Here is a 24,519-nt window from a genome sequence, read left to right as displayed (position 1 = left end):
CGATTTTGTCTGCGGCGCGAACGTCAACGGCAAACACCTTATTAATGTGAACTGGGGGCGGGACGCCGCCGAGCCGATCGTGGCCGATCTGCGCAAGGTGGTCGATGGCGACCCCTGCCCCGCTTCCGACCAAGCTGAATGCAGCGGCACGCTCTCGATCCGCCGCGGCATCGAGGTCGGGCACATCTTCCAGCTCGGCACCAAGTACAGCGAGGCGATGCAAGCGACGGTGCTCGATGAAGCCGGAATGTCCGTCACCATGCTCATGGGCTGCTACGGCATCGGCGTCTCGCGCGTGGTGGCCGCGACCATCGAACAGAACCACGACGACAACGGCATCATCTGGCCCGATGCCATTGCGCCGTTCCAGATCGCGCTGGTTCCCATCGGCTACAACAAGTCTCCCGCCGTGCGCGAAACCGTTGACCGGCTCTACGGCGAACTGGTGCACGCGGGTTTCGATGTACTGCTCGATGACCGCGATGAGCGACCCGGCGTGATCTTCGCCGACATGGACCTGATCGGCATTCCGCACCGCCTCGTGCTCGGCGACAAGGGTCTGGCCAAGGGCGTGATCGAATACAAGGGACGGAAGGACAAGCAGGTCCGCGAAGTGCCCTTGGGTGAGATCGTCCGGACCCTGCGCGAGACAATAAAAACCTGAATGTAGGTTGGGGTGAGTCTCACGAACCCCAACATTCTTTGAACAAATGATAAACGCTCTTTCCTAGTCGAGCACATTAACCGCCAAGTTCACGGGCCTAATTAGAAATCGAAATAAAGCGCATAACAAGCACTTCGCGCCGCCTCCGCGCGCCGCTCAAGAGCAGTGCTAACGCGCCTTCCTCCGCACTTCCAGCACGTTCGGAATCTGATCGAGCAATGCAAGAATCCGGCTCAATATCTCGAGATTCGGAATGTCGAGCGTGAAGGTCATGTGCGCGGCCTGGTTCTTGTCGGTCACCGTGCTCACGCCCAACACATTGATTTTTTCGTTGGCGAGCAGCGACGTGATATCCCGCAACAGGCCGGCACGATCATAGGCGGTAATCTCCACCTCGACCGGATAGGTCTGACCGGCTTCCGCGCCCCAACTCACCTCGATCAGCCGCTCGTCATGCTCGTCATGATGCCGCAGCGCATTCGGACAGTTCTGCCGATGGATTGTCACGCCCTGCCCACGGGTGATGAAACCCACGATGGGATCGCCCGGCAATGGATTGCAGCACTTGGCCGTGCGCGTGAGCAGATTGCCCACGCCCTGAATGGTCACACCGGCGGGTGGGCGCGGTGCGGTGGGCGCGCGCGGGGCAAAAACCGGCCGCGCCTCCTTGAGCGCGTGCCCGGCGAATTCCTGCACCGCCGCCATGATCTGCGCCGGTTTGATGTCGCCGCGTCCGGCGGCCGCGAGGAAATCGTCCACCCGGTGAAACTGGAAACGGCTCGCGAGCTTCTCGTAATTCACGTCGCCGATACCCAGACGCTGGAACTCCCGCTCCAGCACGACGCGTCCCTCGGCGATGCTCGTCTCCAGATTCTGCTCGCGGAACCAGTGACTCACCCGGGTGCGCGCCTTGGAGGTGTGCAGGTAACCGAGGTGCGGCGACAACCAGTCGCGCGACGGCCCGCCCTGCTTGACCGTCAGCACCTCGACGCGGTCACCGGTCGTGAGAGGATGGGTGAGCGGCACCATCTGGCCATTGACCTTGGCGCCGCGGCAACGGTGCCCGACGTCAGTGTGAATATCATAAGCAAAGTCGAGCGGCGTGGATCCCGCCGGCAGATCGACGATGTTGCCCTTGGGCGTGAACACGTACACGCGCTCGCTGAAGACCTCGGATTTGAACTGATCCACAAAATCACTCGCGCTGGCGATTTCGTCCTTCCATTCGAGCAGGCTGCGCAGCCAGTTAATCTTGGCATCGTAACTCTTGTCCGCGCGCGCGCCTTCCTTTGCGCCTTCCTTGTAGCGCCAGTGGGAGGCGACACCCAGCTCGGACTGATTGTGCATGTCGTGCGTGCGTATCTGCACTTCCACCGTCTTGCCATCCGGGCCGATCATCGCGGTGTGGATCGAGCGATAGTGATTTTCCTTCGGTGTCGCGATGTAGTCGTCGAACTCGCCGGGGATGTGCTGCCACAGCGAATGCACCACGCCGAGGGCGGCGTAACAGTCACGGATGTCGTTGACGAGCACACGCACGGCGCGCACGTCGTAGATGCGCTCGAAGTCCCGGCCTTTCTTCTGCATCTTGCGCCAGATGCTGTAGATGTGCTTCGGCCGGCCGCTGACCTCGGCCGCGATTTCGGCCTGGCGCAGTTCCCGCGCGAGCGTAGCGACAAAACGTTCGATATAAGCCGCGCGGTCCTCGCGCCGTTCGGCGAGGAAACCGGCGATCCGTTTGTACTCGGCGGGTTCCAGATAACGGAACGCCAGGTCCTCGAGCTCCCACTTCATCTGCCAGATGCCGAGACGGTTGGCGAGCGGTGCGAAGATATCCATGGTCTCGCGCGCAATGCGTTTCTGTTTCTCCGCGGACAGAGCATCCAGGGTACGCATGTTGTGCAGGCGGTCGGCGAGCTTGATGAACACGACGCGCACGTCCTCGGCCATGGCCAGCAGCATCTTGCGCAGGGATTCCGCCTGGGCGTGCTCGCGGCGCGAACCCGAGGGATCGCGCTGAAATTCCTGGATCACTTTCATCTTGGTCACGCCGTCGACGAGACTAGCGATGCGCGCGCCGAAATCGTGTTTCAGGTCCTCCAGCGCGATGCCGCCGTCCTCGACCACGTCATGCAGAACTGCCGCGGCCAGCGTTTCGTGATCGAGCCCCAGGTCGGCGAGGATCTTCGCCACCGCCAGCGAATGCCGGACATACGGTTCGCCGGAGGCGCGCCGCTGTCCGGCATGCGCCCGGGATGCCAGGGACGCGGCACGGCGCAGGATGTCCCCTTCCTCCGCCGGTCTTCCGGCGGCGACGGCGGCCAGCCAGGCCTCCACGTCGCCCGCCTCGGGCGTGCCCGCGGTGGCGGAGGTTTGCGTGGATTTGGCCATGATGATGTCGTTCCTCGGAGACGGTCGTGCCGGGCTGACTGGCGGTAAAGTTTTACTGTCTATACTTCCTGTATTGCCATGTCATGATTGCTCCCGTCGCCGACAATGTCCATAGTCCCGGACTGCGCGCAAACGGCCCTATATGATAATCGCCAGATCAACGCTGATACTTTTCACCGTGACGTTAACCGCCTGCCTGGCTCTGGCCGGCGGTGCACACGCCGCGCAACCCGCGCTTGCCGAGAAAACGCAAGCGACGGCGATCGACCCGGAGCTGCGCCAGCTCGTGAAACAGGCGGCGCAGGAAACCGACAGCTTCCACGACCACTTCGACGGCGAGGTGTGGCTGGCGGATATGTCGCGACGTCTTTCGACACGCGTGCCCGAGACGCATTACCGCGTGGAGCTGCTGAAGAACGTGCACTACGAGGCGAGTCGCGCCGGACTCTCGCCCGAGGTCGTGTTGTCGGTCATCGACGTGGAAAGCGATTTCAACCAGTACGCGATCTCCACGGTCGGCGCGCGCGGACTGATGCAGGTGATGCCGTTCTGGCTGAAGGAAATCGGTGCACCCGGCGACAGCCTGTTCCGCCTCCAGACCAATCTGCGGCTCGGCTGCACGATACTCAAATACTATCTCGACAAAGAAAAAGGCAATCTGTACGCCGCGCTCAAACGCTACAACGGCACGCGCGAGCGCGACTATCCGCTCAAGGTGGACAAGGTTCTGCGGACGCGCTGGTTCCGGCAGTAGTCAGCCGCGGACGGAAAAATCGCTGAACGTTTGCAGTTCCGTTTCCCGCGAACTTACCTGCTCGACGCGCGCCCGCGGCGGTCCCTGCCACAGCCAGCGCTCCAGTTCCGCGAGCTTCGCCTCCGCGCCGCAGGCCACCAGCTCCACGCTTCCGTCGGCAAGATTGCGCACCCAGCCGGTAAGCCCAAGCCGGCGCGCGGTGTCTTCCGTCGCGGTACGGAAGAACACGCCCTGTACCCGCCCGGAAACCAGAAAATGCCGACAATGATTCATTATTAATATTTTAAACCGCCAAGGTGCCAAGAGCGCCACGTTTTTGATCCCAAAGAATCGCCTTTCTTGGCGTTCCTGGCGCCTTGGCGGTTCAAAATTATTTCTTAGGCGTTTTGAGACGCTGATTTTCGAGGCCCCGCAGAATGTCCTCCGCCTGCGCCTGCGTCACGGGGCCGATGCGCTGGGTCGTGAATTTTCCCTCGGGCGAGAAGAAATAATACGTGGGCGTGCCGATGAACATGGCGCCGCTGAGACGGCTCGGGTCGCTCGGTTCGCCGAGCAGGTTCGGAAAGTTGAGGGTCTGATCGTTGACGAACGCCTTGGCCTTGTCACGCCCGGCCTGACCGTCGATGGACAGGCCCAGCACCGTGGCGTCGGTCTTGCGGTGCTCCTCGTGGAAAAACGTCATATGGTAAATATCGCGCCGGCAGATGGGACAGTCGGCGGACCAGACCGTAACGATGGTCCATTTTCCCTGACCGATGAATTCGCTGACATGATGGTCCTTGCCGTCCATGTCCTGCAGCCGGACATCCGGGGCCGCCGCCAGGACCGGTCCCGGCACCATCAGCAACACCATGACAAAAAACCTGATTCGTTGAAGCACGTTACCCTCCGCTCGGAGATTCATGAATGGAAGCACAGATGCATTCCCGCGGCACCAACCCTATAATCCGTCGACTGAATTGGAGTCCGCCATGAGCAAAAAATTCCGTACCGAAAAAGATTCGCTGGGCGAGTACCCGGTGCCGTTCGACGCCTGGTACGGCATACAGACGGCGCGGGCGGTGGAAAACTTCCCAATTTCCGACAGACGGCCGGACCGGGACTTCATCATCGCCCATGTCCGGATCAAGCGCGCGGCGGCGGCGGTCAATGAGTCGGCCGGTGTTCTCGAACCGCGGCTGGCGCACGCCATCATCGAGGCATCGGACTCGCTAATCGCGGGCAAGCATCTCGATGAATTTGTCGTCGACCGGTTCCAGGCCGGCGCCGGCACTTCGCATAACATGAATACCAACGAGGTGCTCGCCAACCTCGCGAACGTGGCGCTCGGCGGCCGGAAAGGCGAATACAAGCCGGTGCATCCCAACGACCACGTCAACATGGGTCAGAGCACCAACGATACCATTCCCACGGCTATCCGTCTCGCCGCGCTGGCCAAGCTGCCGCGGCTGCTCGCCGCCATCCACGGCATGGCCGACGAGTTCGAAGTCATCGCGCGCCGCGAGATAAATACCGTCAAGAGCGGGCGCACCCACTTGCAGGACGCCGTGCCGACGACAATCGGGCGCGAGTTCGCCGCCTATGCCTGGATTTTGCACCGCGGCGCGCATCAGTTGCGTGGAAACATTCCGTTGTTGTGCGAGATCGGCCTCGGTGGCTCGGCGGCCGGCACCGGACTCAACACCGTGCCCGACTACGCCATGCACGTCGCCGGGGAATTGGCTCGCCTCACGGGGGAACCGATCCGCTCCGCCGACGATCTCGCCGCGCAAATGCAATCCATGCATGACCTGCAACAGCTCTCGGCGAGCATTCGCGCGCTGGCTCTGGAACTCACGCGTATCGCCAACGACATGCGCCTGCTGGCCTCGGGTCCGCGCACCGGCTTCGGTGAAATCGAATTGCCGGCGGTGCAACCGGGTTCCTCGATCATGCCGGGCAAGGTCAACCCGGTCATGTTCGAGATGCTGAACCAGGTGTGCTATCAGGTGCTCGGGCAGGATCACGCCGTCGCCCTCATGACCCAGGCGGGACAACTCGAACTCAACGTCATGATGCCGGCGCTCGGCTCGGCGCTGTTCGACGCGATGGACTGGCTCGCCCATGCGGTGAGTGCCGTGACGGAAAAGGGCCTGCGCGGCCTCAAGGTTAATCATGATCGCTGCCGCGAACTGGCGCGCACCAGCGTCGGGCTCGCCACGCTCCTCAATACTTCCATCGGCTACAGTGCCGCCGCCGAGGTGGCCAAGGAGTCCGAACGCAGCGGCCGGCCGGTGCGCGACGTGGTCGCGGAAAAGGGTCTGATGAGCACCGAGGAGTTCGACCGCCTGGTCGAGCGCGCGGCGATCGAGGGCAACATCATTTCTCCGCGCCGGTAGCGTCGGCATTCCAATCAAACCCATTGTGCAAGACAACTCCGGACGGCTGGAAATTGTGAAGCCGCGGACCGGGGTCTACACTTCGCCTACGATACCCGTAATAACAACAGCGAGTCCTGAATGCAATTAGTACTGTCCGTGCCGAGCTTGTCCGCGCGCAGCTCCGAAGACATGGAGTTGCAGCCGCCAAAAGTGAAAAAATGGCTCGAGGATCTGCCGCTGCTCAATATCGCGGAGACCAGCCGCAAGCTGTTATCCACCTTGACTATCCACAACCGGGTGGAATTCGACAACCCTCGCCGGCTGGAACTGCTGGAGCTTTTTCGTCATCCGGTCAACGAGATCTCGCTCGAACTCACCAAGCAGTATATCGGCTTGCCGCTGCCGCTTTCCGAGAAGCACAGGACGATCGCCGAGCAAAATCGCCAGCTCCAGATGGAGCTGGCCAACGGTTACAAGCGCATCGTACTGAATAGCACGGACAAAGCCGGCGACCGCAAGGCACTAATGATGCTGGCGCTCACCGTCCAGCGCGCCATCCGTCATCTGACCGGTGTGCTGACCGCCTCCTACCAGATCTACGCGCCTTACCCGGATGGCACCTGGCAGGAGATCCATGCGCTGTTCACGCACGCCGAAAAGTCGAGGATCATCGAGATAGAGGTCGATGACCCGCTGAACAAGGCCCTGGCCAAGAGCAGCGTGAGCCACGCCTACAAGCAGGCACTGCTGCTCGATTTCAGCGATCCCTATCACTTGCCGTCGCGCATGATCGACCGGATCCATCATTATCTGGACCGCTGGGCATCGATCGCGCAACTGTCCCAAGTTACACAAACCTACAACCCCACCTGCCAGTTCCTGATCGACCAGGAAAAAGACTGCGCCGGCATCGTGTACTCCGCCGATACCGTGCCGGACAAGCTCAATCATTGCCGCCTGCTCAATACCGTGGAGCTGGCGCGCCAGGCCCATGCGCAACTGACCCTGCTCAAGAGCGGGCAGACACCGCCGCCCGAAGGATTACAGGAAAATTTTTTCCAGGAAGCCGGCCAGGATTTTCTGAAACGAAGCATCAGCGCCTGGGGCATCAACCCGCAGCGCAGCTTTCGCCGCAGTCAGCGCAGCGGTCGTCGGGTGGACATCGCCATCGGGCTCGATGCCATCAACTACTGGATCAACGGCGGGAAAAAATTCGTCGTCAGTTCCAACTTCGTGGGGCCCATGCCGCAACGCACTCAACTGGGGATCGAGGAAAAGAAACCCGCCACGGCGTGGATGTCGGAACGGGAATATTCGACGTGGAACGTCGAGGACGAAGGTGCCGGCGGATTGTCACTCTCCAAGAGCGGCCAGATTCGCGTACCGGTCCAAGTCGGTGACCTCGTTATTACCCGCGCCCCCGGCGAAGGCGGTTCCTGGGATGTGGGCGTGATCCGCTGGGCGAAAAGCCCCGGTTCGTCGAACATCGAAATCGGCATTCAGCATCTGGCCCCGAGCGCCGAGCCCGCGGTGATCAAGACCGTGTCGGAAAAGCAGATAGAAAGCGATTTTCTAGCGGCGCTGCTGCTGCCGGAAATCAAACCGCTCAAGCAGTTGCAGACCCTGATCACTCAGCGCGGCATAGGCAAACCGGGCGTGGAGATATTCATGGACAACGGCTATCGGCTGTACCGGATCGCACCCACCAGGCTTATTGAGGCCAGCCACTCATTCGAACAATTCAGCTTCGAGATCTTGGACAGCTGAATCGGGGTTACGTCGGTCGCCTTCGGCGCCATTGACGCACGGCCTGCGGACGCCGCCATTCGGGCAGGGTCGCCGTCATGACCGCCCCCGCCAGGATGATGGTCCACGACAAATAGATCCAGATCAGGAACACCGGCAACGCAGCGACGGCCCCGTAGATCGCCTTGTAGTTCGCGAAGTGCGTCACGAAAAACGCGAAACCGCGCTTGGCGATCTCGAAACTCAGCGTGGCAAACAGGCTCCCGATCAGGCCGTGACGCCGCCGCACGCGATAATTCGGCACCACGACGTACAGCATCCAGAACGCCAGCCATTCGAAAATCATCGGCGCCGCCGCCAGTAGAAAAATCTTCACGCCACCGAGGGGCGCGTCGCGCGAGAAAAGCGGCAGAGAAACCAGATAAGAGGTGGAAGACAGGGTGATGCCGATCAGCATCGGTCCCAGCACCAGCAGTGCGCCGTAACTGAGGAAACGATGCAGGCGTTTGCGGGTATGCGGCACGTGCCAGATGTCGTTGAACACCCGCTCGATCGTGGCCATGAGCATGAGCGAGGTGAGGAAGAGAAACAACAGGCCCCAGATCGTGAGCTTGCCCGCGTTGGCGGCGAACTTCTGCAAATAATGGCTGACGGCCTCGCCCGAAGCGGGAACGAAATTGCCGTAGATGAACTCCTGCACCATCGTCATCCATGACTCGAATATCTCGAAGCGGGAAAAGATTGCGAACGTGACCGCCGTGAGCGGCACCAGCGCCAGCAATGTCGTGAATGACAGCGCCCCGGCCACGCGCGTACAACGATCTTCGCGGAACCGTTGCACGACCCAGCGCAGTAACCGAAAGCACGCCCGGAGAAAGTTCATGTCCCTATGTTAGTCGAATTATGGCCGCCGGCACTTGCCGCCGACGCCGCCCTGCGGTCAAAATCAGGGGCATATTATCACCCCAACCAGGGTCCGGAGGTCCGATGTCCGTCACGATCTATCACAATCCCCGTTGCACCAAGTCGCGACAGACGCTCGCATTGCTGGAGCAGCGCGGCATAAAACCGAAGGTCATCGAATATCTCGTCACGCCACCCACCGAGGCGGAACTCAAGCGCCTGCTGAAACTGCTGGGCCTGTCGCCACGCGAACTACTGCGCCGCAAGGAAGAAGAATACGAAAGGGCCGGGCTCGACCGGCCCGATGTCACCGACGCGGAGATTGTAAGCGCGATGGCCAAGTATCCGCGCCTGATCGAACGACCCATTGTAGTGTCCGGCAACAAAGCCGCGCTCGGGAGGCCGCCGGAGAATGTGCTAAAGATTATTTGAAACAGGGATTATCGCAGTAAGCTAACCCGGCTTTGACGAAAAGAGCGATTAAAGATTAATCCCACCGCCCTGTTTTTCTATACTGCAACGAATATCACAGGATCTCGACGAGCCACTTGGTGACCGTGGCGGTCGCGTGGGCGCACTGGGTGCCGCGCGCGTTATCGAATGCCTTGTATTCTTCGGCGTTCCACATGTCGTAGGTCCGGCCGGTAAACTGTTTCTGAAGCTCTTCGCAGGTGATGCCGCCGAACTCGTTGCGAAACCGTTCTACCAGTTCTTTGCTTTTCTTGAAGTTGTTGATGCCGCGACCGGCGTCGAGCTTGTGGCGGTCACGGCCGAATTTCGCGCTGAGCGCCATGAGCCCGCCGCTCAAGGCGCCGCAGGCCCCTTGTCCCATCAGCCCGCCGCCACCGGAAAGTCCGTGACTGGCCTTGATGGTATTGTCATCGACAAAACCGACCGTTTCCTGGACCACGGCGAGAACGCACTGCGGACAGCAGCCGTAGTCCAGCTCGTAGCGCAGCGCTTTTTGATAGGCCTGCTCGGCGAGCACGTGCTTTTCCTCGATATTCATACGCACCTCTGTATATAAGAGAACTCTTATATACAAACTATACGCCTTGGCCGGAAAATGCCAAGTTGGTGGGTGAATTACTGCCAAGGCAGCGGCAACACACTGGTTTATCAAGCCATCCAGACGGCGGCCTCAAAGGTTTTACGTTAGCCCAGCCGTTGCTTCCAGGTACCGGTGTTCAACGGCGGTTCAAGATTTTTTTCCTATCCCGGCGTCCTCGTAATGCATCGCCTCCAACTCGCGCAGGAACGGAATCGTGACGCGTCGCTGATGGGTGAGCGAAGCCCGGTCGATGCGATCCAGCAAATCGAACAGCGAGCGCATGTCGCGCGGGTAGCGGCTGAGGATGTACTGCACCACGTCCTCCGGCATCTCGAAGCCGCGATTGCGTGCGCGCAGCCGCACCGCCTCGAGTTTCTCCGCGTCGCCAAGGGGTTGCAGCGCATAGACCGTTCCCCACGCGAGCCGGCTGGCCAAGTCTGGCAGCCGTAACCCCAAGCGTCCGGGTGGGACATTGGCCGCGCTGATCTGCAGGCCACCGGCGACGCGCATCCGTTCGGTCAGACTGAACAACGCCGCTTCCCAATCGGTGCGTCCGGCGACGCGCTCCATGTCATCCAGACATACGAGTGGAGCCTTCTCGGCATCTTCCAGCAGCGACGGCGAAAGCTCCGCGGCCTCGGCCAGCGGCACATACACCGGCGCCATGCCCAGCTCCTGCGCCAGCCGGCAGGCGGCCTGCAGCAGATGCGACTTGCCGCAGCCTTCCGTGCCCCAGAGGAACAACATTTTATCCAGCGCTTTCTCCTGGGTCGCCGCGGTCACGACGGCGGTACGCAGGCGCTCCAGCGCCTCGCGGTTGGGGCCGGGAAGAAAGTTGCTGAACGACGACCCGTCCTTGAGGCGCAGGTTCAGCGCAAGCTGCTGGCTCATGGTGACGGGCGTCCGGGTGGACGGCGTTTTTTTGTGGAATCGCCGGCGTACATCCGGCGCCCATGCCGCAACCAGACCTTGAGTACCGCGGCCGCCGGCAGCGCCAGCAGCACGCCGGTGAAACCGAACAACTGCCCGCCCGCCATCACGGCAAAGATCACCGCGACTGGATGCAGGCCGATGCGGTTTCCCACCAGCCGCGGCGTAAGCCACAGGCTATCGAGCACCTGTCCGGTAAGGAAAGCACAGGCCACCCACAGCAACGGCAACCAGTCATGAAATTGCAGATACGCCGCAAGCGCCGCGGCAATCAGTCCGCTGATGAAACCGGCATAAGGGACAAAACTCACCAGGCCCGCGAGCACGCCGATCGGCAGCGCGAGATCCAGTCCGGCGAGCGTGAGCCCGACGGAGTAAATGGTGGCGAGCGACATCATGACCATCAGCTGGCCACGCAGGAAACTCCCCAGCACCTCGTCGGTTTCGCGCGCGAGGTTAGCCACCCACGTCTGCCGGCGTGGCGGCGCCAGCGCCAAACTGCGCGCCAGCAGACGGTTCCAGTCGAGCAACAGATAGAAGGTCACCACCGGAATCAGTAGCAGGTTGACCATCCAACCGATCACGCTCAAGCCGGAGCGGCTGACATAAAGAAACAAGGCGCTCGCCCAACCGCCCACCTCGCGCCAGTGATCGAGCAAGGCCTGACGCAGCGCCGCCATGTCCAGAGCCAGGTCCACGCCGAGCCAGGCTTGCAGCTGGGGAAGCCCGGTATGCTGCAACCAGTCGAGATAGACCGGCGTCTTGGCGATAAACGCCGCCACCTGGGTCTGCAAGGCGGGAATCAGATACAGCAGCAGTGCGATCAGGAGCAGCAGAAACAGCACGAACACCAGCACCACGGCGAGCGGCCGGGGCAGATGCCAGCGCACCAGGCGGTTGACCACGGGATTGCCGAGGTAGGCCAGCAGGCCACCGACCAGAAATGGCGTGAGCACGGGCGCCAACAGATATAACAGCCAGCCGCCGAGAGCGATCAGGACGAACGGCAAGAGCGCGCGGGCGTCAGCCACGGCCTTCCTTCATCGGCTCGACTTCCTTGACCACCAGCCAGGTCCAGAGATAATGCCCGCCGCTGGCCACCGTCGTCAGCAATACCGCGTAGATCAGCGCCTCGATCGCCGGCGGGTAAACCCAGTGCAGCGCCTGTTGCGCCAGGATCACGATGACGAGCGCAATCTGCATGAAGGTGTTTAATTTGCTCAGCCAGCTGGGACGCATCTGCACCGGCCCGACCATCGAGGTATAAACCAGATAGCCGCCAACGATCAGCAGATCGCGAAACGCCACGGTGAGCATGAGCCAGAACGGCAGATGATCCAGCATCGTGAGCATCACATAACTGCTCAAGAGCAGGATCTTGTCGGCCAGCGGATCGAGAATGGATCCGAGACGGCTCTCGAAGTGGAAGCGCTTGGCGATAAAACCGTCAAGTCCGTCGGACACGCCGGCGATGACGAACACCGCCAGCGAGGCGGCGTATTCCTGGTCCTTGAGGAGCAGAATCAGCACCGGCGCCAGGGCGATGCGTGAAATCGTGATCAGGTTCGGCAGCTGGGAGATGCTCACCATCGGGTTGCTCGCGATTCAGGATGGGCGTCCGGGTCATGCCCGGTACCGCGGCAAGCTATAGTCAGGGCCGGTCCAAGTCAACCCTCGGTTTCGCCGGGGAAAAAGCCATTCGCGATCCGCGCCACGGGCGCCCCGAATGAGCGTTTTGCGCGTTCACGGGATGTTTACGCCAACGGCGGCTCGCCCTACCATACGCATCCCTGAAGATTCCCGGAGCCTGACGTGAATAAACCGCGCGTTTCCCTCTCCTACCGCGATGCCGGTGTGGACATCGATGCAGGCGACGCGCTCGTCGACGCCATCCGGCCGATCGCGAACGCCACCCGGCGCCCCGGACTGCTGGCCGGGGTCGGCGGTTTCGGCGCGATGTTCGAGATTCCGCCGGGCCAGTACCGCGAGCCGGTACTGGTCTCGAGCACCGACGGCGTCGGCACCAAGCTCAAGCTCGCCATCGAACTCAAGCGCCATGACACCATCGGCATCGACCTCGTGGCCATGTGCGTCAACGACATTATCGTGCAGGGCGCCGAGCCGCTGTTCTTCCTCGACTACTACGCCACCGGCAAGCTCGACAACCAAGCCGCGGAACAGGTGATCCGCGGCATCGGCGAAGGCTGCCGCCAGGCCGGCTGCGCGCTGGTGGGCGGCGAGACGGCGGAAATGCCCGGCATGTACGGCGCGGGCGATTACGATCTCGCCGGCTTCACCGTCGGCGTGGTCGAAAAATCAAAAATCATCGACGGCTCGCGGGTCAAGCCGAACGACACGCTGATCGGCATCGCCTCGAGCGGCGCGCATTCGAACGGCTATTCGCTGATCCGCAAGATCATCAAAGTGCGCAAGGCCAAACTCGATCAGGCGTTTGACGGCCGTTCGCTGGGCGAAGTGTTGCTGACGCCCACGCGTATCTACGTCAAGCCGCTGCTAGCGCTGCTGCGCGAACTGCCGGTGCACGCCGCGGCACACATCACCGGCGGCGGACTGCCGGGCAACGTCCCGCGCGTGCTGCCGGCCGGTGTGCGCGCCGTGATCGATGCACGCGCATGGAAACGTCCCGCGATTTTCGACTGGTTGCAGGAAATGGGCGGCGTCGAGGAATTCGAGATGTACCGCACCTTCAATTGCGGCATCGGCATGGTGCTGGCGCTCGACGCGGCCGACGCCGAGAAGGCCCTCAAGCTGCTAGCGACCTCCGGCGAGACCGCCGCCATCATCGGTCACATCGAACCACATTCGGGAGAAGATCAGGTCGTCATTCTCAAGTAACACGACCATCTTTCCCAGCAAATGAATCCGCCCGGAGGAAACAGCCGAGGCGTCCAGGGCAGAATTCGACTTTGACATCGCCGTCATCAGCCATCCAGTCCGACTCCGCGCACGGAATCGCCGCGCGCGCCGGCATCGTGGTGCTGATCTCGGGCCGCGGGAGCAATCTGCAGGCGATCATCGATGCGGTGAACTCCGGGCGCTTGCCGGCCGAGATCCGCGCTGTCATCGGCAACGAACCCGGCGCGCCGGGACTGGCACGGGCGCGCACCGCGGGGATTCCGACGCACACGATCGATCACCGCGACTTCGCCACGCGCGAACAATTCGACCAGGCACTCATGCGGAGCATCGACGCCTACCACCCGCGGGTCGTGGTGCTCGCCGGGTTCATGCGCATCCTGAGCAACGCCTTCATCGATCATTACGCCGGGCGACTGCTCAACATCCACCCTTCGCTGCTGCCGGCGTTTCCCGGACTCAACACTCACGCGCGCGCTCTGCAAAGCGGCGCGTCGCATCATGGCGCCAGCGTGCACTTCGTCACACACGAGGTCGACGGCGGTCCCGTCATCATTCAGGCCGCCGTGCCGGTGCTGCCGGATGACGCTCCCGAAACCCTTGCTGAACGTGTGCTTATGGAAGAACACCGGATTTACCCCAAGGCCATCGGCTGGTTTCTGGCCGGGCGGCTGTCCGTGGAGAACGGCCGCGTACTGCTGGACGGGCAACAACGCCCGGAACAGGGCCTGCAGCGCGACGGTCCTGAGCCCCTTCCGTAATCCCGCTGACCATATAATGATAGGAGAAAGCCGGCGCCTGGAATAAACCCCGGGCCGGTTGCGTCTTTCAAGTATTGCCCCAGCGGCCAAACAGCGCCCCTTAAACCACGATGGATGTTTTCAATTTCCTGGGCCGTACACGCGAAGCCAAGGCGAGACTCGAACAGCATCGGCGACGGCTTTACCGCATCGCCTACGCCTGGACGCACAACGCCGCGCTCGCGGACGATCTGGTGCAGGAGACGCTGGCCAAGGCGCTGCAGAAATCCGGCCAGTTGCGCGATCCGAACGCCGGCGAAGCGTGGCTGTACAGCATCCTCGTGAACTGTTACCGCGATCATTTCCGCCGCCGCCGTGTCACGGAAGAGATCGACGAAAATACCATAACCCATGAATCCACCCCGGAGAAGGAGAGCAGCGAGCAACAAGTGGTCCTCAGGGTCAGGGAGGCCATCGCCAGACTGTCGGAAGGTCAGCGTCAAGTCGTGACGCTGGTGGACATTCAGGGTTTGAGCTATTTGGAAGTGGCCCAGATTCTGAATGTGCCGATCGGTACGGTCATGAGCCGCTTGTGTCGGGCGCGTCACACCCTCAAGGACCTGCTGGGAGATTTTGCTCCCAGGACCGCTGCTGAAGAATCGAAAATCCGGAGAATCAAATGAGTAACGAAGAACAGAAGTTTTCTGACGAATTCATCAACGCCTTCGTCGACGACCAGTTGACGCCGGAAGAAAAGGCGCAGGTCTACGCGCACCTGTCCGGTAACGAGGCGCTCAACCGGCAGATCTGCGAGCTGCGCAAGGTCCGCGACATGGTTCAACTCGCCTACAAGGAACCGCCGTTGCCGGAACGGGGCATGGCAAGCTTCGCCGCCGCCGGCCGTAAATACGCTGTCGGCCTGGTCGCCGGACTGGCGCTCGTCATTGTCGGTGGCATGGGCGGCTGGTTCCTGCACCAGCCGCGTGCGCCACAGGACGCTGCCGTCGCCCAAGTGATGTCAAACCCCGAGGAGCCGGCCAAGGTGCTGTTCCACGTGAGCGACGGTAATACCGAACATCTCAAATCCGTTCTGGATGACGTCGAAGACCTGATGAAGTATTACCGGCGCTTGCATCAGAAGGCACGCGTGGAAGTGATCACCAACGGCGAGGGCCTGAGCCTGCTGCTCGCCGGCATCTCGCCCTTCGCCGAGCGTATCCAGAAAATGCAAAAGGAATATCACGGCCTGACGTTCGTTGCCTGCCAGAATACCATCGACCGTTATCAGGAAGAACTGGGCCTGACGGCCAAGCTGCTGCCCGGCGTTGTCACCATCGATTCTGGCGTGGCGCAGATCATGCGCCGGCAGCACGAGGGTTGGGTCTATTTACAGGTCTAAATATTTTGTAAATTACTTAACCAGTAAGGAGGAGTCATTCATGCGTAAGCTTTTTTTACTTAGCCTCATCGCTCTGCTTCCACTTGGCTTGATTCCGGTCAACGCGAGCTACGCCGCCGGAGCCAATAAGGTCATCTACCACGTCAACCTTGGAAATGAGCAGGCCACCGATGCATTGCGGAATATTCAGAATCATCTTGCCGTAGACCCCACGGCAAAGATTGTAGTAGTGACGCATAGCGCCGGGGTTGATTTTCTTCTGGAAGGTGCTGAAGACAAGAATGGAAACCTGTATAGCGGCCCGGTCGCGGCGCTTGCCGCGAAAGGGGTGGAATTCCGAGTGTGTAAAATCACCCTGGAGCGCAGGAAGATCGACCCGAAAAAAGTGATTCCGGAGGCGAAGCTCGTTCCATCCGGTGTCGTCGAGGTAACAAAACTTCAGCAGGAAGGATACGCCTATCTGAAACCGTGAAGCGGGATCCCGCGTAGCCCGTGCCAGAATGCAGCGGAAAGGCTGCGTGTACATCAAGCCCTGAGACAGCACAGCTGTCTCTCTCCTCCAGCCCGCGGCGTATGCGGGCTTTTTTTTGTCCGGGTGACTCGCTATTCTTGACACGCAAGGACGCCATCGGCGGACCCGGTTCCTAACAGAAAATGCAAGAACTGCTTGAAGCCCTCCCCTCGAACGAGGCAATCCGCGATTTCCTGAATGCGCCGTCCACGTGGTGGCAGATCGGTATTTTTCTCGCCGGCTTGCTGCTCGCCAAACTGATCGGTGACCGGCTGCTGCCGCGGCTGCAGAGCGTCGCCCAAGCGGGCGGCATCGAGGGTGTGCGCCGCACCGCGATGCGTTCCGGCGCCCTGGCCCTCGTTCCCCTGCTGCTGTGGCTATGGCTGCTGGCGTTCTCCGCCGTCCTGCGCAACCAGGGCTGGCCCACCGGCCTGCTGCGGCCGGCGATGATCCTCGCCGGCGCGCTCGCCGTGATCCGCATGGGCGTGTTCGTGCTGCGTCACAGTTTCAGCCCGGGCGGACCGTTGAAGGCCTGGGAGGGCGTGCTGACAGTCACGATCTGGACCCTGGTCGCGCTGCATATCCTCGGCTGGCTGCCCTGGGTCGAACAACTGCTCGACGACTACGCGCTCAGCTTCGGCAAGCTGCGCATTTCTCTGCTCAACGTCGTAAGTTTCGTGTTGTCCATCGCTATCATGCTGCTGGTCGCGCTGTGGCTGTCCAACACCGTCCGCAACCGCGTGCGGCGCAGTCAGGTCCTCGAGGACAGCATGAAGATCGCGCTGTCCAAGCTCATCAAGATAACGCTTCTGACGCTGGCGGTGCTCATGGCCATGATGATGTCGGGCATCGACATCACGGCGTTCGCGATCTTTGGCGGCGCGCTCGGCGTGGGACTGGGCCTGGGCTTGCAGCGCGTGGTGAGCAACTTCGTCAGTGGCTTCATCCTCGTCTTCGAAGGCTCCATACGCCCGGGCGATATCATCAGTTTCGGCAACACCTTCGGTACGGTAAGGGCGCTGCACACGCGCCACATCGTGATTCGTACGCGCGATGGCATGGATATTCTCGTGCCCAACGAAAACCTCATGACCTCCGATATCACCAACTGGTCCTACGAGGGCGATCGTCGTATCCGCCTGCGGCTGCCGGTGCAGACCGGTTATAACGACGATCCGGAACAAGTCATCGCGCGTCTCGAACGCATTGCACTGGAGCACGACCGCGTGCTGAAGGATCCCGCACCCGCGGCCGTGCTGACCGGTTTCGGGGACAATGGCGTGAATCTGGAATTGCTCGTCTGGATCGAAGATCCGGAACGCGGCGCCGACGTGCGCTCCGATCTTTTCCAGCATATCTGGAAGGATTTCAAAACCGCGGGCATTAGCCTGCCCTTCCCGCAGCGTGACGTGTACATCAAGGAATTTCCAGACGCGGCAATTTCCCCTGCTGACGCCAAATCAGGTAGTCGCGCAAAATCCGCGCGTGGTCAAAAGCGAGCGGCGAAGGCAAACCCTCCGGACTGAATATCGCCACGCCCGCGGCATCGTCCTGCGCGCGCGGTTCGCCCACTGCTTCGGCGACATACACCGCCGAGGCGGTGTGACCGCGCGGATCGCGTGTCGGATCGGAGTAACAACCCAATAGTATCTTGAGCGTCACGCGCAGCGCCGTTTCCTCTTCGGCTTCGCGCACGGCGGCATGTTCGAGCGATTCACCGACGTCGACAAACCCTCCGGGCAAGGCCCAGCCATGCGGCGGGTTCTTGCGCCGGATCAGCACGATCGGCACATCCGGACGATCCTTGAGCTCAATAATGATGTCCGTGGTGAGCGCTGGCGTCTTCGGTGCAGGCATATTCTTTCGGATTGGAGCGCTTTTGCCGGGGATCGCGCGACAACACGCGGTTATGGGCTGTTTCTGGTATACTTACACAGTACATTGTTAAATTAAATGGGGTTTTACGAATGCTTGAAGGACTGATCACTCTCCCATGGTGGGGATACATCATCGTTGCACTTATCTTTACTCACATCACGATCGCCGCTGTCACCATCTATCTGCACCGTCACCAGGCCCACCGGGCGCTTGATCTTCATCCCATCGTCAGCCACTTCTTCCGCTTCTGGCTGTGGCTCACCACCGGCATGGTCACGAAAGAATGGGCGGCCATCCATCGCAAGCACCACGCCAAGGTGGAAACACCGGACGATCCGCACAGCCCCCGGCAATTCGGCATCCGCACGGTGATGTGGCAGGGCGCGGAACTCTATCGCAAAGAATCGAAAAACCTCGAAACGATGGAGAAGTACGGTCACGGCACGCCGGATGACTGGATCGAGCGCAACCTGTACACGCGCCATAGCGGGAAAGGCCTGGTCTTGATGTTCGTGATCGACGTGGTGCTCTTCGGCCCGATCGGCATTACCATCTGGGCGATACAGATGATCTGGATTCCGATCTTTGCGGCCGGCATCATCAACGGGGTCGGCCATTACTGGGGCTACCGCAATTACGAGGTAGCCGACGCCAGCACCAACATCGTCCCCTGGGGCATCCTGATCGGCGGCGAGGAGCTGCATAACAATCATCACACCTTCGGGAGTTCTGCCAAGTTTTCGTCCAAGTGGTGGGAATTCGATATCGGCTGGTTGTACATCCAGACGATGAAGGCACTGGGGCTGGCGCGCATCAAAAAGATTCCGCCGGAGCTCACCTGCGATTCCGCCAAACAGCACATCGATGTCGACACGGTGAAGGCCGTGATCACGGCACGCTTCCTGGTCATGTCGCAGTTTGCGCACGAGGTGATGCAGCGTGTGCATCGCGAGGAACTGAAGAAGGCCGATCGTGCCGACCGCGAATCCTGGACGCTGCTCAAGCGCGCACGGCGGTTGATGGTGCGCGAGGCGGGGTTGCTCGATGAAGCCTCGCGCAAGTGGCTGGATACGGTACTGGAAAATAACGGCACGCTGAAGACCGTGTATGTCATGAAGCAGAAACTGCAGGACGTCTGGCAGCGCTCCGCCACCACGCAGGATCACCTGCTGCAGGCATTGCAGGAATGGTGCCGCGAGGCCGAGGCCACCCGTATCGAGGCACTGCGTCATTTTTCGCAGAAGCTGCGGACTTACACTCTCGTACCAGCCGCGACTTGATTTATCGCTGTTTCAATTTCCGTTCGACAAATAAAAAACCCGCCACTGGCGGGTTTTTTTGTTTTCATGGCAGGGCACTTCAGGCTGGTCTGGCCAGGCGCTTGTGCAGCGGGCTGTGGCGCGGGAAATGCGCCAGAAGAAAATGCATCTGGTCCGCCAAAATCCGCTTACCCTGGAGATAAATGTATTCAGCGTGAGTCGGCATGAACGGCACTGCGATCAGTTCCAGCCCCGCCTGCTCCGGCGTGCGTCCCGCCTTGTGGTTGTTGCAGCGTTTGCAGGCGGTCACGACGTTGTTCCAGGTATCCGTGCCGCCGATGCTCAAGGGTTTGATGTGGTCGCGTGACAGGCCCCGGGAGGAAAACTGCCCGCCGCAATACATGCACAGATGGGCGTCGCGGGCGAACAACGTCTGGTTGTTGAGCGGCGGGACGTAATGCGCCCGCGCCTTCAGGACGGCGTGGCTGTCCCCGTGGGTCGCGATGATGGAGTTGATCTCGATGACGGAGCGCCGGCCGGTGACGGCGTTGTACCCGCCGCGGATATGGTACAGCGATACGCCGCAGGTGTAGGCCACCTGCCCGAGGTGATAGACCCGCACGGCCTCTTTGAAATCAATCCATTCAAGCGGCATCCCCGATGCGTCGGTCCTCAATACTTGCTGATTTAATGCATACACAACGGGCCTTCCCTAAATCAAAAACCGTTACGGGCGATATTTATCTCAGAAAAACGGGGGCTTGTACATAGCCAAGCCTCCACAGGGCCGCCTGAGCAATGCTTTCCGCCATGTACCTAAGGATAGCGGAAACAATAAAGCCCGGCAGGCCGGGCTTTATTTATCGAAGATTCTCGAGACCAAGGGGCACACCTACTTGATCTTGGATTCCTTATAGGCGACATGCTTGCGGACCACCGGGTCGTATTTCCTGAACTCGAGCTTGTCCGGGGTGGTGCGCTTGTTCTTGGTCGTGGTGTAGAAATGCCCCGTCCCGGCGCTTGAGACGAGCTTGATCTTTTCACGTGCTGATTTGGCCATACAAACCTCCAATAAATCTTGTCATGCCATCCATGGCGTTGCTCATGGGTCTCGATTTACCCCGGCCCGTACATCCATGTACGGGCGCTCGCCGGGACGAAGAAACGTTAAGTGTCTTCGTCTGTTTCCGGCTCGCCCTCTTATACCTTCTCGCCGCGGGCGCGCATCTCGGCCAGTACAGCGTCTATGCCCTTCTTGTCGATGGTACGCAAGCCCTGACTCGACAGGCGCAGCGACACCCAGCGTTTCTCGCTCTCCACCCACAGGCGGCGATTCTGCAAATTGGGCAGGAAGCGGCGGCGGGTCCTGTTGTTCGCATGGGACACGTTATTGCCCGTGCGTACGCGCTTGCCCGTCACCTGACATACTCTCGACATCGGAAATCTCCCTAAACGGATGGCCCGGGGGCCTTCAAAGGACGGCTTTTATATCAGATATAAGGTGGTCTGTGTAGGGGCCTCCCCGCAGACCCCTGATTTAGCCAATCCGGCGGATGATGTGGCGAGGCGCGCCGGCGCAACAAAGCCGGCGCCGCGACTAAATCAGGCCCCGTTCGCTGAAGGACACCATCTCGCCGTCCCCTACTACCAGATGATCCAGCAAACGAATATCCACCAGCGTCAGCGCCTCCCGCAGGCGGGTGGTCAGGAGTTCATCCGCCCGGCTGGGCTCAGCTACCCCGGAGGGGTGGTTATGCACCAGGATCACGGCGCCGGCGTTATGCTTGAGCGCACGCTTGATGACCTCCCGCGGGTACACCGCGGTGCCGTTCAGAGTTCCCTGGAACAGTTCCTCGAAGGCCAGCACCCGGTGGCGGTTGTCGAGGAACAGCACGCAGAACACCTCGTTTTTGCGATCCCGCAACTGGGCCTGGAGAAAATCCATCGTGTCCCGGGTGGAACCCAGCGTCACCTCGCGCTTGAGCTTTTCCGCGAGAAACCGGCGCCCCATTTCCAGGCTTGCCTGCAGCTGCACGTATTTGGCCTCGCCCATGCCCGACGCCTCGCACAGTTCCTCCATGCTCGCCGCCAGCAGTTCCCGCAGACCGCCGAATCGGGCGAGCAGGTCGCGCGCCACGTCCACGGCGGTTTTGCCGGGAACGCCGCTGCGAATGAAAATAGCCAGCAACTCGGCGTCCGAGAGGGTCGCCGGACCCTGCTGCAACAGCTTTTCACGCGGCCGTTCGTGTTCCGGCCATTCGCTGATCACCATTGAGTCATCCTTAGGACCTCTAACAAAATAGGATTAAACCGCCAAGGTTGCCAAGAAAGGCATATAGGAGTGAAAAATTGGCGACCTTGGCGTCTTGGCGGTTCAAAATCATGTTTTTCAGAAACACTAAATATTTGTCTCATCCCTTCCCGGGCAAGTACACTTTAACATATGGGCAGTCTGATAAATAAACATGTCCTGCTGGGCGTCACCGGCGGCATCGCGGCATACAAAAGCGCCGACCTGGTGCGGCGTCTGCGCGACGCGGGCGCCGAGGTGCGCGTGATCATGACCCGGTCGGCCACGGAGTTCATCACACCCTTAACTCTTCAGGCGGTAAGCGGTCATCCGGTGCATCAGCATTTTCTCGATACCAGTGCCGAGGCGGGCATGGGCCACATCGAGCTCGCGCGCTGGGCCGACGCCGTGCTGGTGGCGCCGGCGAGCGCCAATTTCCTCGCGCGTCTGGCGCAGGGACGCGCCGACGATCTGTTGAGCGCGGTGTGTCTCGCGACCGAGGCCCGGGTCGCGGTCACGCCCGCGATGAACCAGCAGATGTGGAACAATGCCGCCACCCAATCGAACCTGGCGACGATCAAAAAAAACGCCATCCGGATTTTCGGTCCGGCGGCAGGATCACAGGCCTGTGGCGAAGTCGGCCCCGGCCGCATGCTGGAACCCGTCGAGCTGGTGACGCTTGCCTCGGAACTCTTCGCCACCGGCGAACTCGACGGCCTGACCGTGCTCGTCACCGCGGGGCCGACCTGGGAGGCCATCGACCCGGTGCGCGGCCTGACCAATCGCAGCTCGGGCAAGATGGGTTACGCCGTCGCCGAGGCCGCGGCCGAGTCGGGCGCCAGGGTCATCCTGGTTTCCGGCCCCACGTCGCTCCCGGACCCCGAACGCGTGCGCACGCTGCGCGTGGAGAGCGCGCAGGAAATGTATGACACGGTGCACCAGCATGCCGCGGCGGCGGACATCTTTATCGGTGTCGCCGCCGTCGCCGACTACCGCCCGGTACGAGCCGCGGATCGGAAGATAAAGAAAACGGAGGAAACGATGGCGCTCGAACTGGAACGCAACCCCGATATTCTCGCCAGCGTGACGGCGCTCCGGCCCGCGCCGTTTACGGTCGGTTTCGCCGCCGAAACCGAAAACATCGAGCCGCAGGCGCGCCGGAAACTGGAAAACAAAAACCTCGACCTCGTCGCCGCCAACCGCGTCGGCGCGGACATCGGGTTTGCGGCGGACGAAAACAGCCTGCTGCTGGTCGAGCGCGAGGGCGTCATCGAGCTCCCCACCCAGCCGAAGACGAAGCTCGCGCGCGCCCTCATCCACCATATCGCCGCAAGATATCGCGCCAAAAACGCCACCAAGGTGCACCGGTTACGGAGACCCTAATGCAAAAAGTGGAAGTCAAAATCCTCGACAAGCGCATCGGCGCCGAATTTCCGCTGCCGCACTACGCCACGCACGGTTCCGCGGGGATGGATCTATACGCCTGCCTCGACGAACATCTGCACATTGCGCCCGGCGAGACGCATCTCGTGCCCTCGGGAATCGCCATCCATATCGGCGAAAACGATCTCGCCGCGGTGCTGTTGCCGCGCTCCGGTCTCGGGCACAAACACGGCATCGTGCTCGGCAACCTCGTGGGCCTCATCGACTCGGATTACCAGGGCCAGATATTCATTTCGGTGTGGAACCGCGGTCGCGAGCCGTTCACCATCGAACCCGGCGACCGTATCGCCCAGATGGTGTTCGTGCCGGTGGTGCAGACTGAATTTCAGGTCGTGGAAGATTTCGAGGAAAGCCGGCGCGGCGCGGGCGGATTCGGTCACTCCGGGCGAAAATAACCCCCTGTCTCGTCGCGTGTCCGTAATTTCTCGCCACGGGTCGGAAGAGGAAGCCTTATACTGGCCAGCCGCGGCAGACTCTCCTATGTTTATAGATAAGGAATATGTCTGCTAACGGACTGAAAACCGCCACGCCAAGAGATCTGCCACCATCATGGCCCAGTCGCTGACACGCGTTCATTTTCAGGTCTTCCTGATCCTGCTCCTGTGTTTTGCCGCGGCCGGCTACGCCGGCTACCTGGCGATGCACGACCTGCAGCTGTCCTCCTACCAGCATCGAGCGTCCCAAACCGCGCGCGCGGCGTCCGATCGCATCACCGAACTGCTCACGCAACAGCGCCAGAGGCTGGAAAAGATCGCGGGCCAGCCGGGCGTGCTGGGCGTGTTGCAACGCGGCGTCCCAGCGGAACGGGAACGAAAAGAGGATGAGATCAAATCCATGCTGCCGGGCGCCGTGGCGGTGCGGCTGTTGCCGCGGAACGGCCCCGGAACGATGCCCTCCACCGAAACGCTGGATCGCGCCTGTCTCGACTTTATCCGCCGCGTCTCCATGGCCAATACTCCCGTCGCGCCGGAATTTCATGCCATCGGTGCCGCCACCGAGCACTACGATATAGCCGTGGCGGTCCGGGATGAGAACCGGAAGCCGGCCGGCTATCTGCTCGCGAGCTTCGCGCGCGCACCGCTGCAGTCCGCTATCGAGCTGGCATTGCCGCCGGGCGGGTATATGGAACTGCAACAAGCGATGGCGGACGATCAGTGGCAAACCGTCATCGCCCTCGGCCAGGTGGCGAGCGCCGGGACCGCGTCCGTCGTCAGTACTCCGAGTGACAGCCGCTGGACGCTGATGTTCCAGTCCGGCGAAGTCCCCTCCGCGATTCTCTCCGGAAACAGGATTTTCTATTTTGCCTTCATCCTGCTCGCCCTG

General features: G+C 61.2%; 28 protein-coding genes. 15 read left to right on the top strand and 13 right to left on the bottom strand.

The window, feature by feature from the left end; all coding sequences use genetic code 11:
• Window positions 1-664 (top strand): His/Gly/Thr/Pro-type tRNA ligase C-terminal domain-containing protein (locus ACC569_RS08150; protein WP_372523015.1); only part of this gene is annotated, 664 nt, incomplete at its 5' end.
• 168 nt (window positions 665-832) lie between these two features.
• Here ACC569_RS08150 and relA read toward each other — a convergent pair.
• Window positions 833-3,055 carry a GTP diphosphokinase gene (gene relA / locus ACC569_RS08145; RefSeq protein ID WP_372523014.1) on the bottom strand — a complete coding sequence of 741 codons (2,223 nt, stop codon included), beginning with the start codon at window positions 3,053-3,055 and terminating at the stop codon, window positions 833-835.
• 178 nt (window positions 3,056-3,233) lie between these two features.
• Here relA and ACC569_RS08140 point away from each other — a divergent pair, with 178 nt between their 5' ends.
• On the top strand, window positions 3,234-3,809 hold the full coding sequence (locus tag ACC569_RS08140; protein ID WP_372523013.1) for a lytic transglycosylase domain-containing protein: 576 nt from the start codon (window positions 3,234-3,236) through the stop codon (window positions 3,807-3,809).
• Here ACC569_RS08140 and ACC569_RS08135 read toward each other — a convergent pair whose 3' ends face one another.
• Both ACC569_RS08135 and ACC569_RS08130 read right to left on the bottom strand, forming a co-directional pair.
• Window positions 3,810-4,082: an acylphosphatase gene (locus ACC569_RS08135; RefSeq protein WP_372523012.1), complete on the bottom strand. Its 273-nt coding sequence runs from the start codon at window positions 4,080-4,082 to the stop codon at window positions 3,810-3,812.
• Between the two features lie 97 nt (window positions 4,083-4,179).
• The gene (locus ACC569_RS08130; protein ID WP_372523011.1) at window positions 4,180-4,689 is read right to left on the bottom strand and encodes a TlpA family protein disulfide reductase; all 510 of its coding nucleotides are present in this window, start codon (window positions 4,687-4,689) and stop codon (window positions 4,180-4,182) included.
• 91 nt (window positions 4,690-4,780) lie between these two features.
• On the opposite strand from ACC569_RS08130, the gene ACC569_RS08125 reads away from it, so the two are divergent.
• Window positions 4,781-6,187, top strand: a complete 1,407-nt coding sequence (locus ACC569_RS08125) for an aspartate ammonia-lyase (RefSeq protein WP_372523010.1) — start codon at window positions 4,781-4,783, stop codon at window positions 6,185-6,187.
• Between the two features lie 120 nt (window positions 6,188-6,307).
• Window positions 6,308-7,936, top strand: a complete 1,629-nt coding sequence (locus tag ACC569_RS08120; protein ID WP_372523009.1) for a hypothetical protein — start codon at window positions 6,308-6,310, stop codon at window positions 7,934-7,936.
• Between the two features lie 7 nt (window positions 7,937-7,943).
• Here ACC569_RS08120 and ACC569_RS08115 read toward each other — a convergent pair whose 3' ends face one another.
• Complete coding sequence (locus ACC569_RS08115; RefSeq protein WP_372523008.1) at window positions 7,944-8,798, bottom strand: YihY family inner membrane protein; 855 nt, start codon at window positions 8,796-8,798, stop codon at window positions 7,944-7,946.
• A 104-nt stretch (window positions 8,799-8,902) separates the two neighbouring features.
• Here ACC569_RS08115 and arsC point away from each other — a divergent pair, with 104 nt between their 5' ends.
• Window positions 8,903-9,250, top strand: a complete 348-nt coding sequence (gene arsC, locus ACC569_RS08110; RefSeq protein WP_372523007.1) for an arsenate reductase (glutaredoxin) — start codon at window positions 8,903-8,905, stop codon at window positions 9,248-9,250.
• A gap of 94 nt (window positions 9,251-9,344) precedes the next feature.
• Here arsC and ACC569_RS08105 read toward each other — a convergent pair whose 3' ends face one another.
• From ACC569_RS08105 to ACC569_RS08090, 4 genes are all read right to left on the bottom strand, one after another.
• Window positions 9,345-9,827 carry a C-GCAxxG-C-C family protein gene (locus ACC569_RS08105; RefSeq protein ID WP_372523006.1) on the bottom strand — a complete coding sequence of 161 codons (483 nt, stop codon included), beginning with the start codon at window positions 9,825-9,827 and terminating at the stop codon, window positions 9,345-9,347.
• 189 nt (window positions 9,828-10,016) lie between these two features.
• Entirely contained in the window at window positions 10,017-10,760 is a 744-nt protein-coding gene (gene hda / locus ACC569_RS08100; protein WP_372523005.1) for a DnaA regulatory inactivator Hda, read from the bottom strand.
• On the bottom strand, window positions 10,757-11,830 hold the full coding sequence (locus tag ACC569_RS08095; protein WP_372523004.1) for an AI-2E family transporter: 1,074 nt from the start codon (window positions 11,828-11,830) through the stop codon (window positions 10,757-10,759). Before ACC569_RS08095 ends, hda begins: the two co-directional genes overlap by 4 nt.
• The gene (locus ACC569_RS08090) at window positions 11,823-12,389 is read right to left on the bottom strand and encodes a CDP-alcohol phosphatidyltransferase family protein (RefSeq protein WP_372523003.1); all 567 of its coding nucleotides are present in this window, start codon (window positions 12,387-12,389) and stop codon (window positions 11,823-11,825) included. Before ACC569_RS08090 ends, ACC569_RS08095 begins: the two co-directional genes overlap by 8 nt.
• A 222-nt stretch (window positions 12,390-12,611) precedes the next feature.
• On the opposite strand from ACC569_RS08090, the gene purM reads away from it, so the two are divergent.
• The 6 genes from purM (at window position 12,612) to ACC569_RS08060 (ending at window position 17,852) form a co-directional block, all read left to right on the top strand.
• Window positions 12,612-13,655 (top strand): phosphoribosylformylglycinamidine cyclo-ligase, encoded by a 1,044-nt coding sequence (gene purM / locus ACC569_RS08085; protein WP_372523002.1) that lies wholly within the window; start codon window positions 12,612-12,614, stop codon window positions 13,653-13,655.
• A 116-nt stretch (window positions 13,656-13,771) separates the two neighbouring features.
• On the top strand, window positions 13,772-14,437 hold the full coding sequence (gene purN, locus ACC569_RS08080; RefSeq protein WP_372523016.1) for a phosphoribosylglycinamide formyltransferase: 666 nt from the start codon (window positions 13,772-13,774) through the stop codon (window positions 14,435-14,437).
• A gap of 110 nt (window positions 14,438-14,547) precedes the next feature.
• Entirely contained in the window at window positions 14,548-15,099 is a 552-nt protein-coding gene (locus ACC569_RS08075) for an RNA polymerase sigma factor (RefSeq protein ID WP_372523001.1), read from the top strand.
• Window positions 15,096-15,815, top strand: a complete 720-nt coding sequence (locus tag ACC569_RS08070; protein WP_372523000.1) for a hypothetical protein — start codon at window positions 15,096-15,098, stop codon at window positions 15,813-15,815. The genes ACC569_RS08075 and ACC569_RS08070 overlap by 4 nt, the downstream gene beginning before the upstream one ends.
• A gap of 40 nt (window positions 15,816-15,855) precedes the next feature.
• Window positions 15,856-16,287: a DsrE family protein gene (locus ACC569_RS08065; protein ID WP_372522999.1), complete on the top strand. Its 432-nt coding sequence runs from the start codon at window positions 15,856-15,858 to the stop codon at window positions 16,285-16,287.
• 182 nt (window positions 16,288-16,469) lie between these two features.
• On the top strand, window positions 16,470-17,852 hold the full coding sequence (locus tag ACC569_RS08060; protein ID WP_372522998.1) for a mechanosensitive ion channel family protein: 1,383 nt from the start codon (window positions 16,470-16,472) through the stop codon (window positions 17,850-17,852).
• On the opposite strand, the gene ACC569_RS08055 is transcribed toward ACC569_RS08060, so the two are convergent.
• Entirely contained in the window at window positions 17,743-18,183 is a 441-nt protein-coding gene (locus ACC569_RS08055) for an NUDIX domain-containing protein (RefSeq protein ID WP_372522997.1), read from the bottom strand. The two genes, ACC569_RS08060 and ACC569_RS08055, sit on opposite strands and share 110 nt — an antisense overlap.
• Window positions 18,184-18,293: 110 nt before the next feature.
• Here ACC569_RS08055 and ACC569_RS08050 point away from each other — a divergent pair, with 110 nt between their 5' ends.
• Window positions 18,294-19,484, top strand: coding sequence for a fatty acid desaturase (locus ACC569_RS08050; protein WP_372522996.1), 1,191 nt, complete (start codon window positions 18,294-18,296; stop codon window positions 19,482-19,484).
• Between the two features lie 79 nt (window positions 19,485-19,563).
• Here ACC569_RS08050 and ACC569_RS08045 read toward each other — a convergent pair whose 3' ends face one another.
• From ACC569_RS08045 to radC, 4 genes are all read right to left on the bottom strand, one after another.
• The gene (locus ACC569_RS08045) at window positions 19,564-20,163 is read right to left on the bottom strand and encodes an HNH endonuclease (RefSeq protein ID WP_372522995.1); all 600 of its coding nucleotides are present in this window, start codon (window positions 20,161-20,163) and stop codon (window positions 19,564-19,566) included.
• 192 nt (window positions 20,164-20,355) lie between these two features.
• Window positions 20,356-20,523, bottom strand: a complete 168-nt coding sequence (gene rpmG, locus ACC569_RS08040) for a 50S ribosomal protein L33 (RefSeq protein WP_372522994.1) — start codon at window positions 20,521-20,523, stop codon at window positions 20,356-20,358.
• A gap of 140 nt (window positions 20,524-20,663) precedes the next feature.
• Window positions 20,664-20,900, bottom strand: a complete 237-nt coding sequence (rpmB, locus tag ACC569_RS08035; protein ID WP_372522993.1) for a 50S ribosomal protein L28 — start codon at window positions 20,898-20,900, stop codon at window positions 20,664-20,666.
• Between the two features lie 160 nt (window positions 20,901-21,060).
• Window positions 21,061-21,735, bottom strand: a complete 675-nt coding sequence (gene radC / locus ACC569_RS08030) for a DNA repair protein RadC (RefSeq protein WP_372522992.1) — start codon at window positions 21,733-21,735, stop codon at window positions 21,061-21,063.
• 171 nt (window positions 21,736-21,906) lie between these two features.
• Here radC and coaBC point away from each other — a divergent pair, with 171 nt between their 5' ends.
• From coaBC to ACC569_RS08015, 3 genes are all read left to right on the top strand, one after another.
• Entirely contained in the window at window positions 21,907-23,136 is a 1,230-nt protein-coding gene (gene coaBC / locus ACC569_RS08025; RefSeq protein WP_372522991.1) for a bifunctional phosphopantothenoylcysteine decarboxylase/phosphopantothenate--cysteine ligase CoaBC, read from the top strand.
• Window positions 23,136-23,591: a dUTP diphosphatase gene (gene dut, locus ACC569_RS08020; protein ID WP_372522990.1), complete on the top strand. Its 456-nt coding sequence runs from the start codon at window positions 23,136-23,138 to the stop codon at window positions 23,589-23,591. The genes coaBC and dut overlap by 1 nt, the downstream gene beginning before the upstream one ends.
• 154 nt (window positions 23,592-23,745) lie before the next feature.
• Window positions 23,746-24,519: cache domain-containing protein (locus ACC569_RS08015; protein ID WP_372522989.1), on the top strand; the 774-nt coding region annotated here is incomplete at its 3' end.

Origin of the sequence: Sulfuricaulis sp. (assembly GCF_041499725.1) — a bacterium.
Lineage (GTDB): Bacteria > Pseudomonadota > Gammaproteobacteria > Acidiferrobacterales > Sulfurifustaceae > Sulfuricaulis.
Note: the sequence above shows the minus strand (reverse complement) of the source record. Positions and strands in the feature narration are given on the sequence as shown.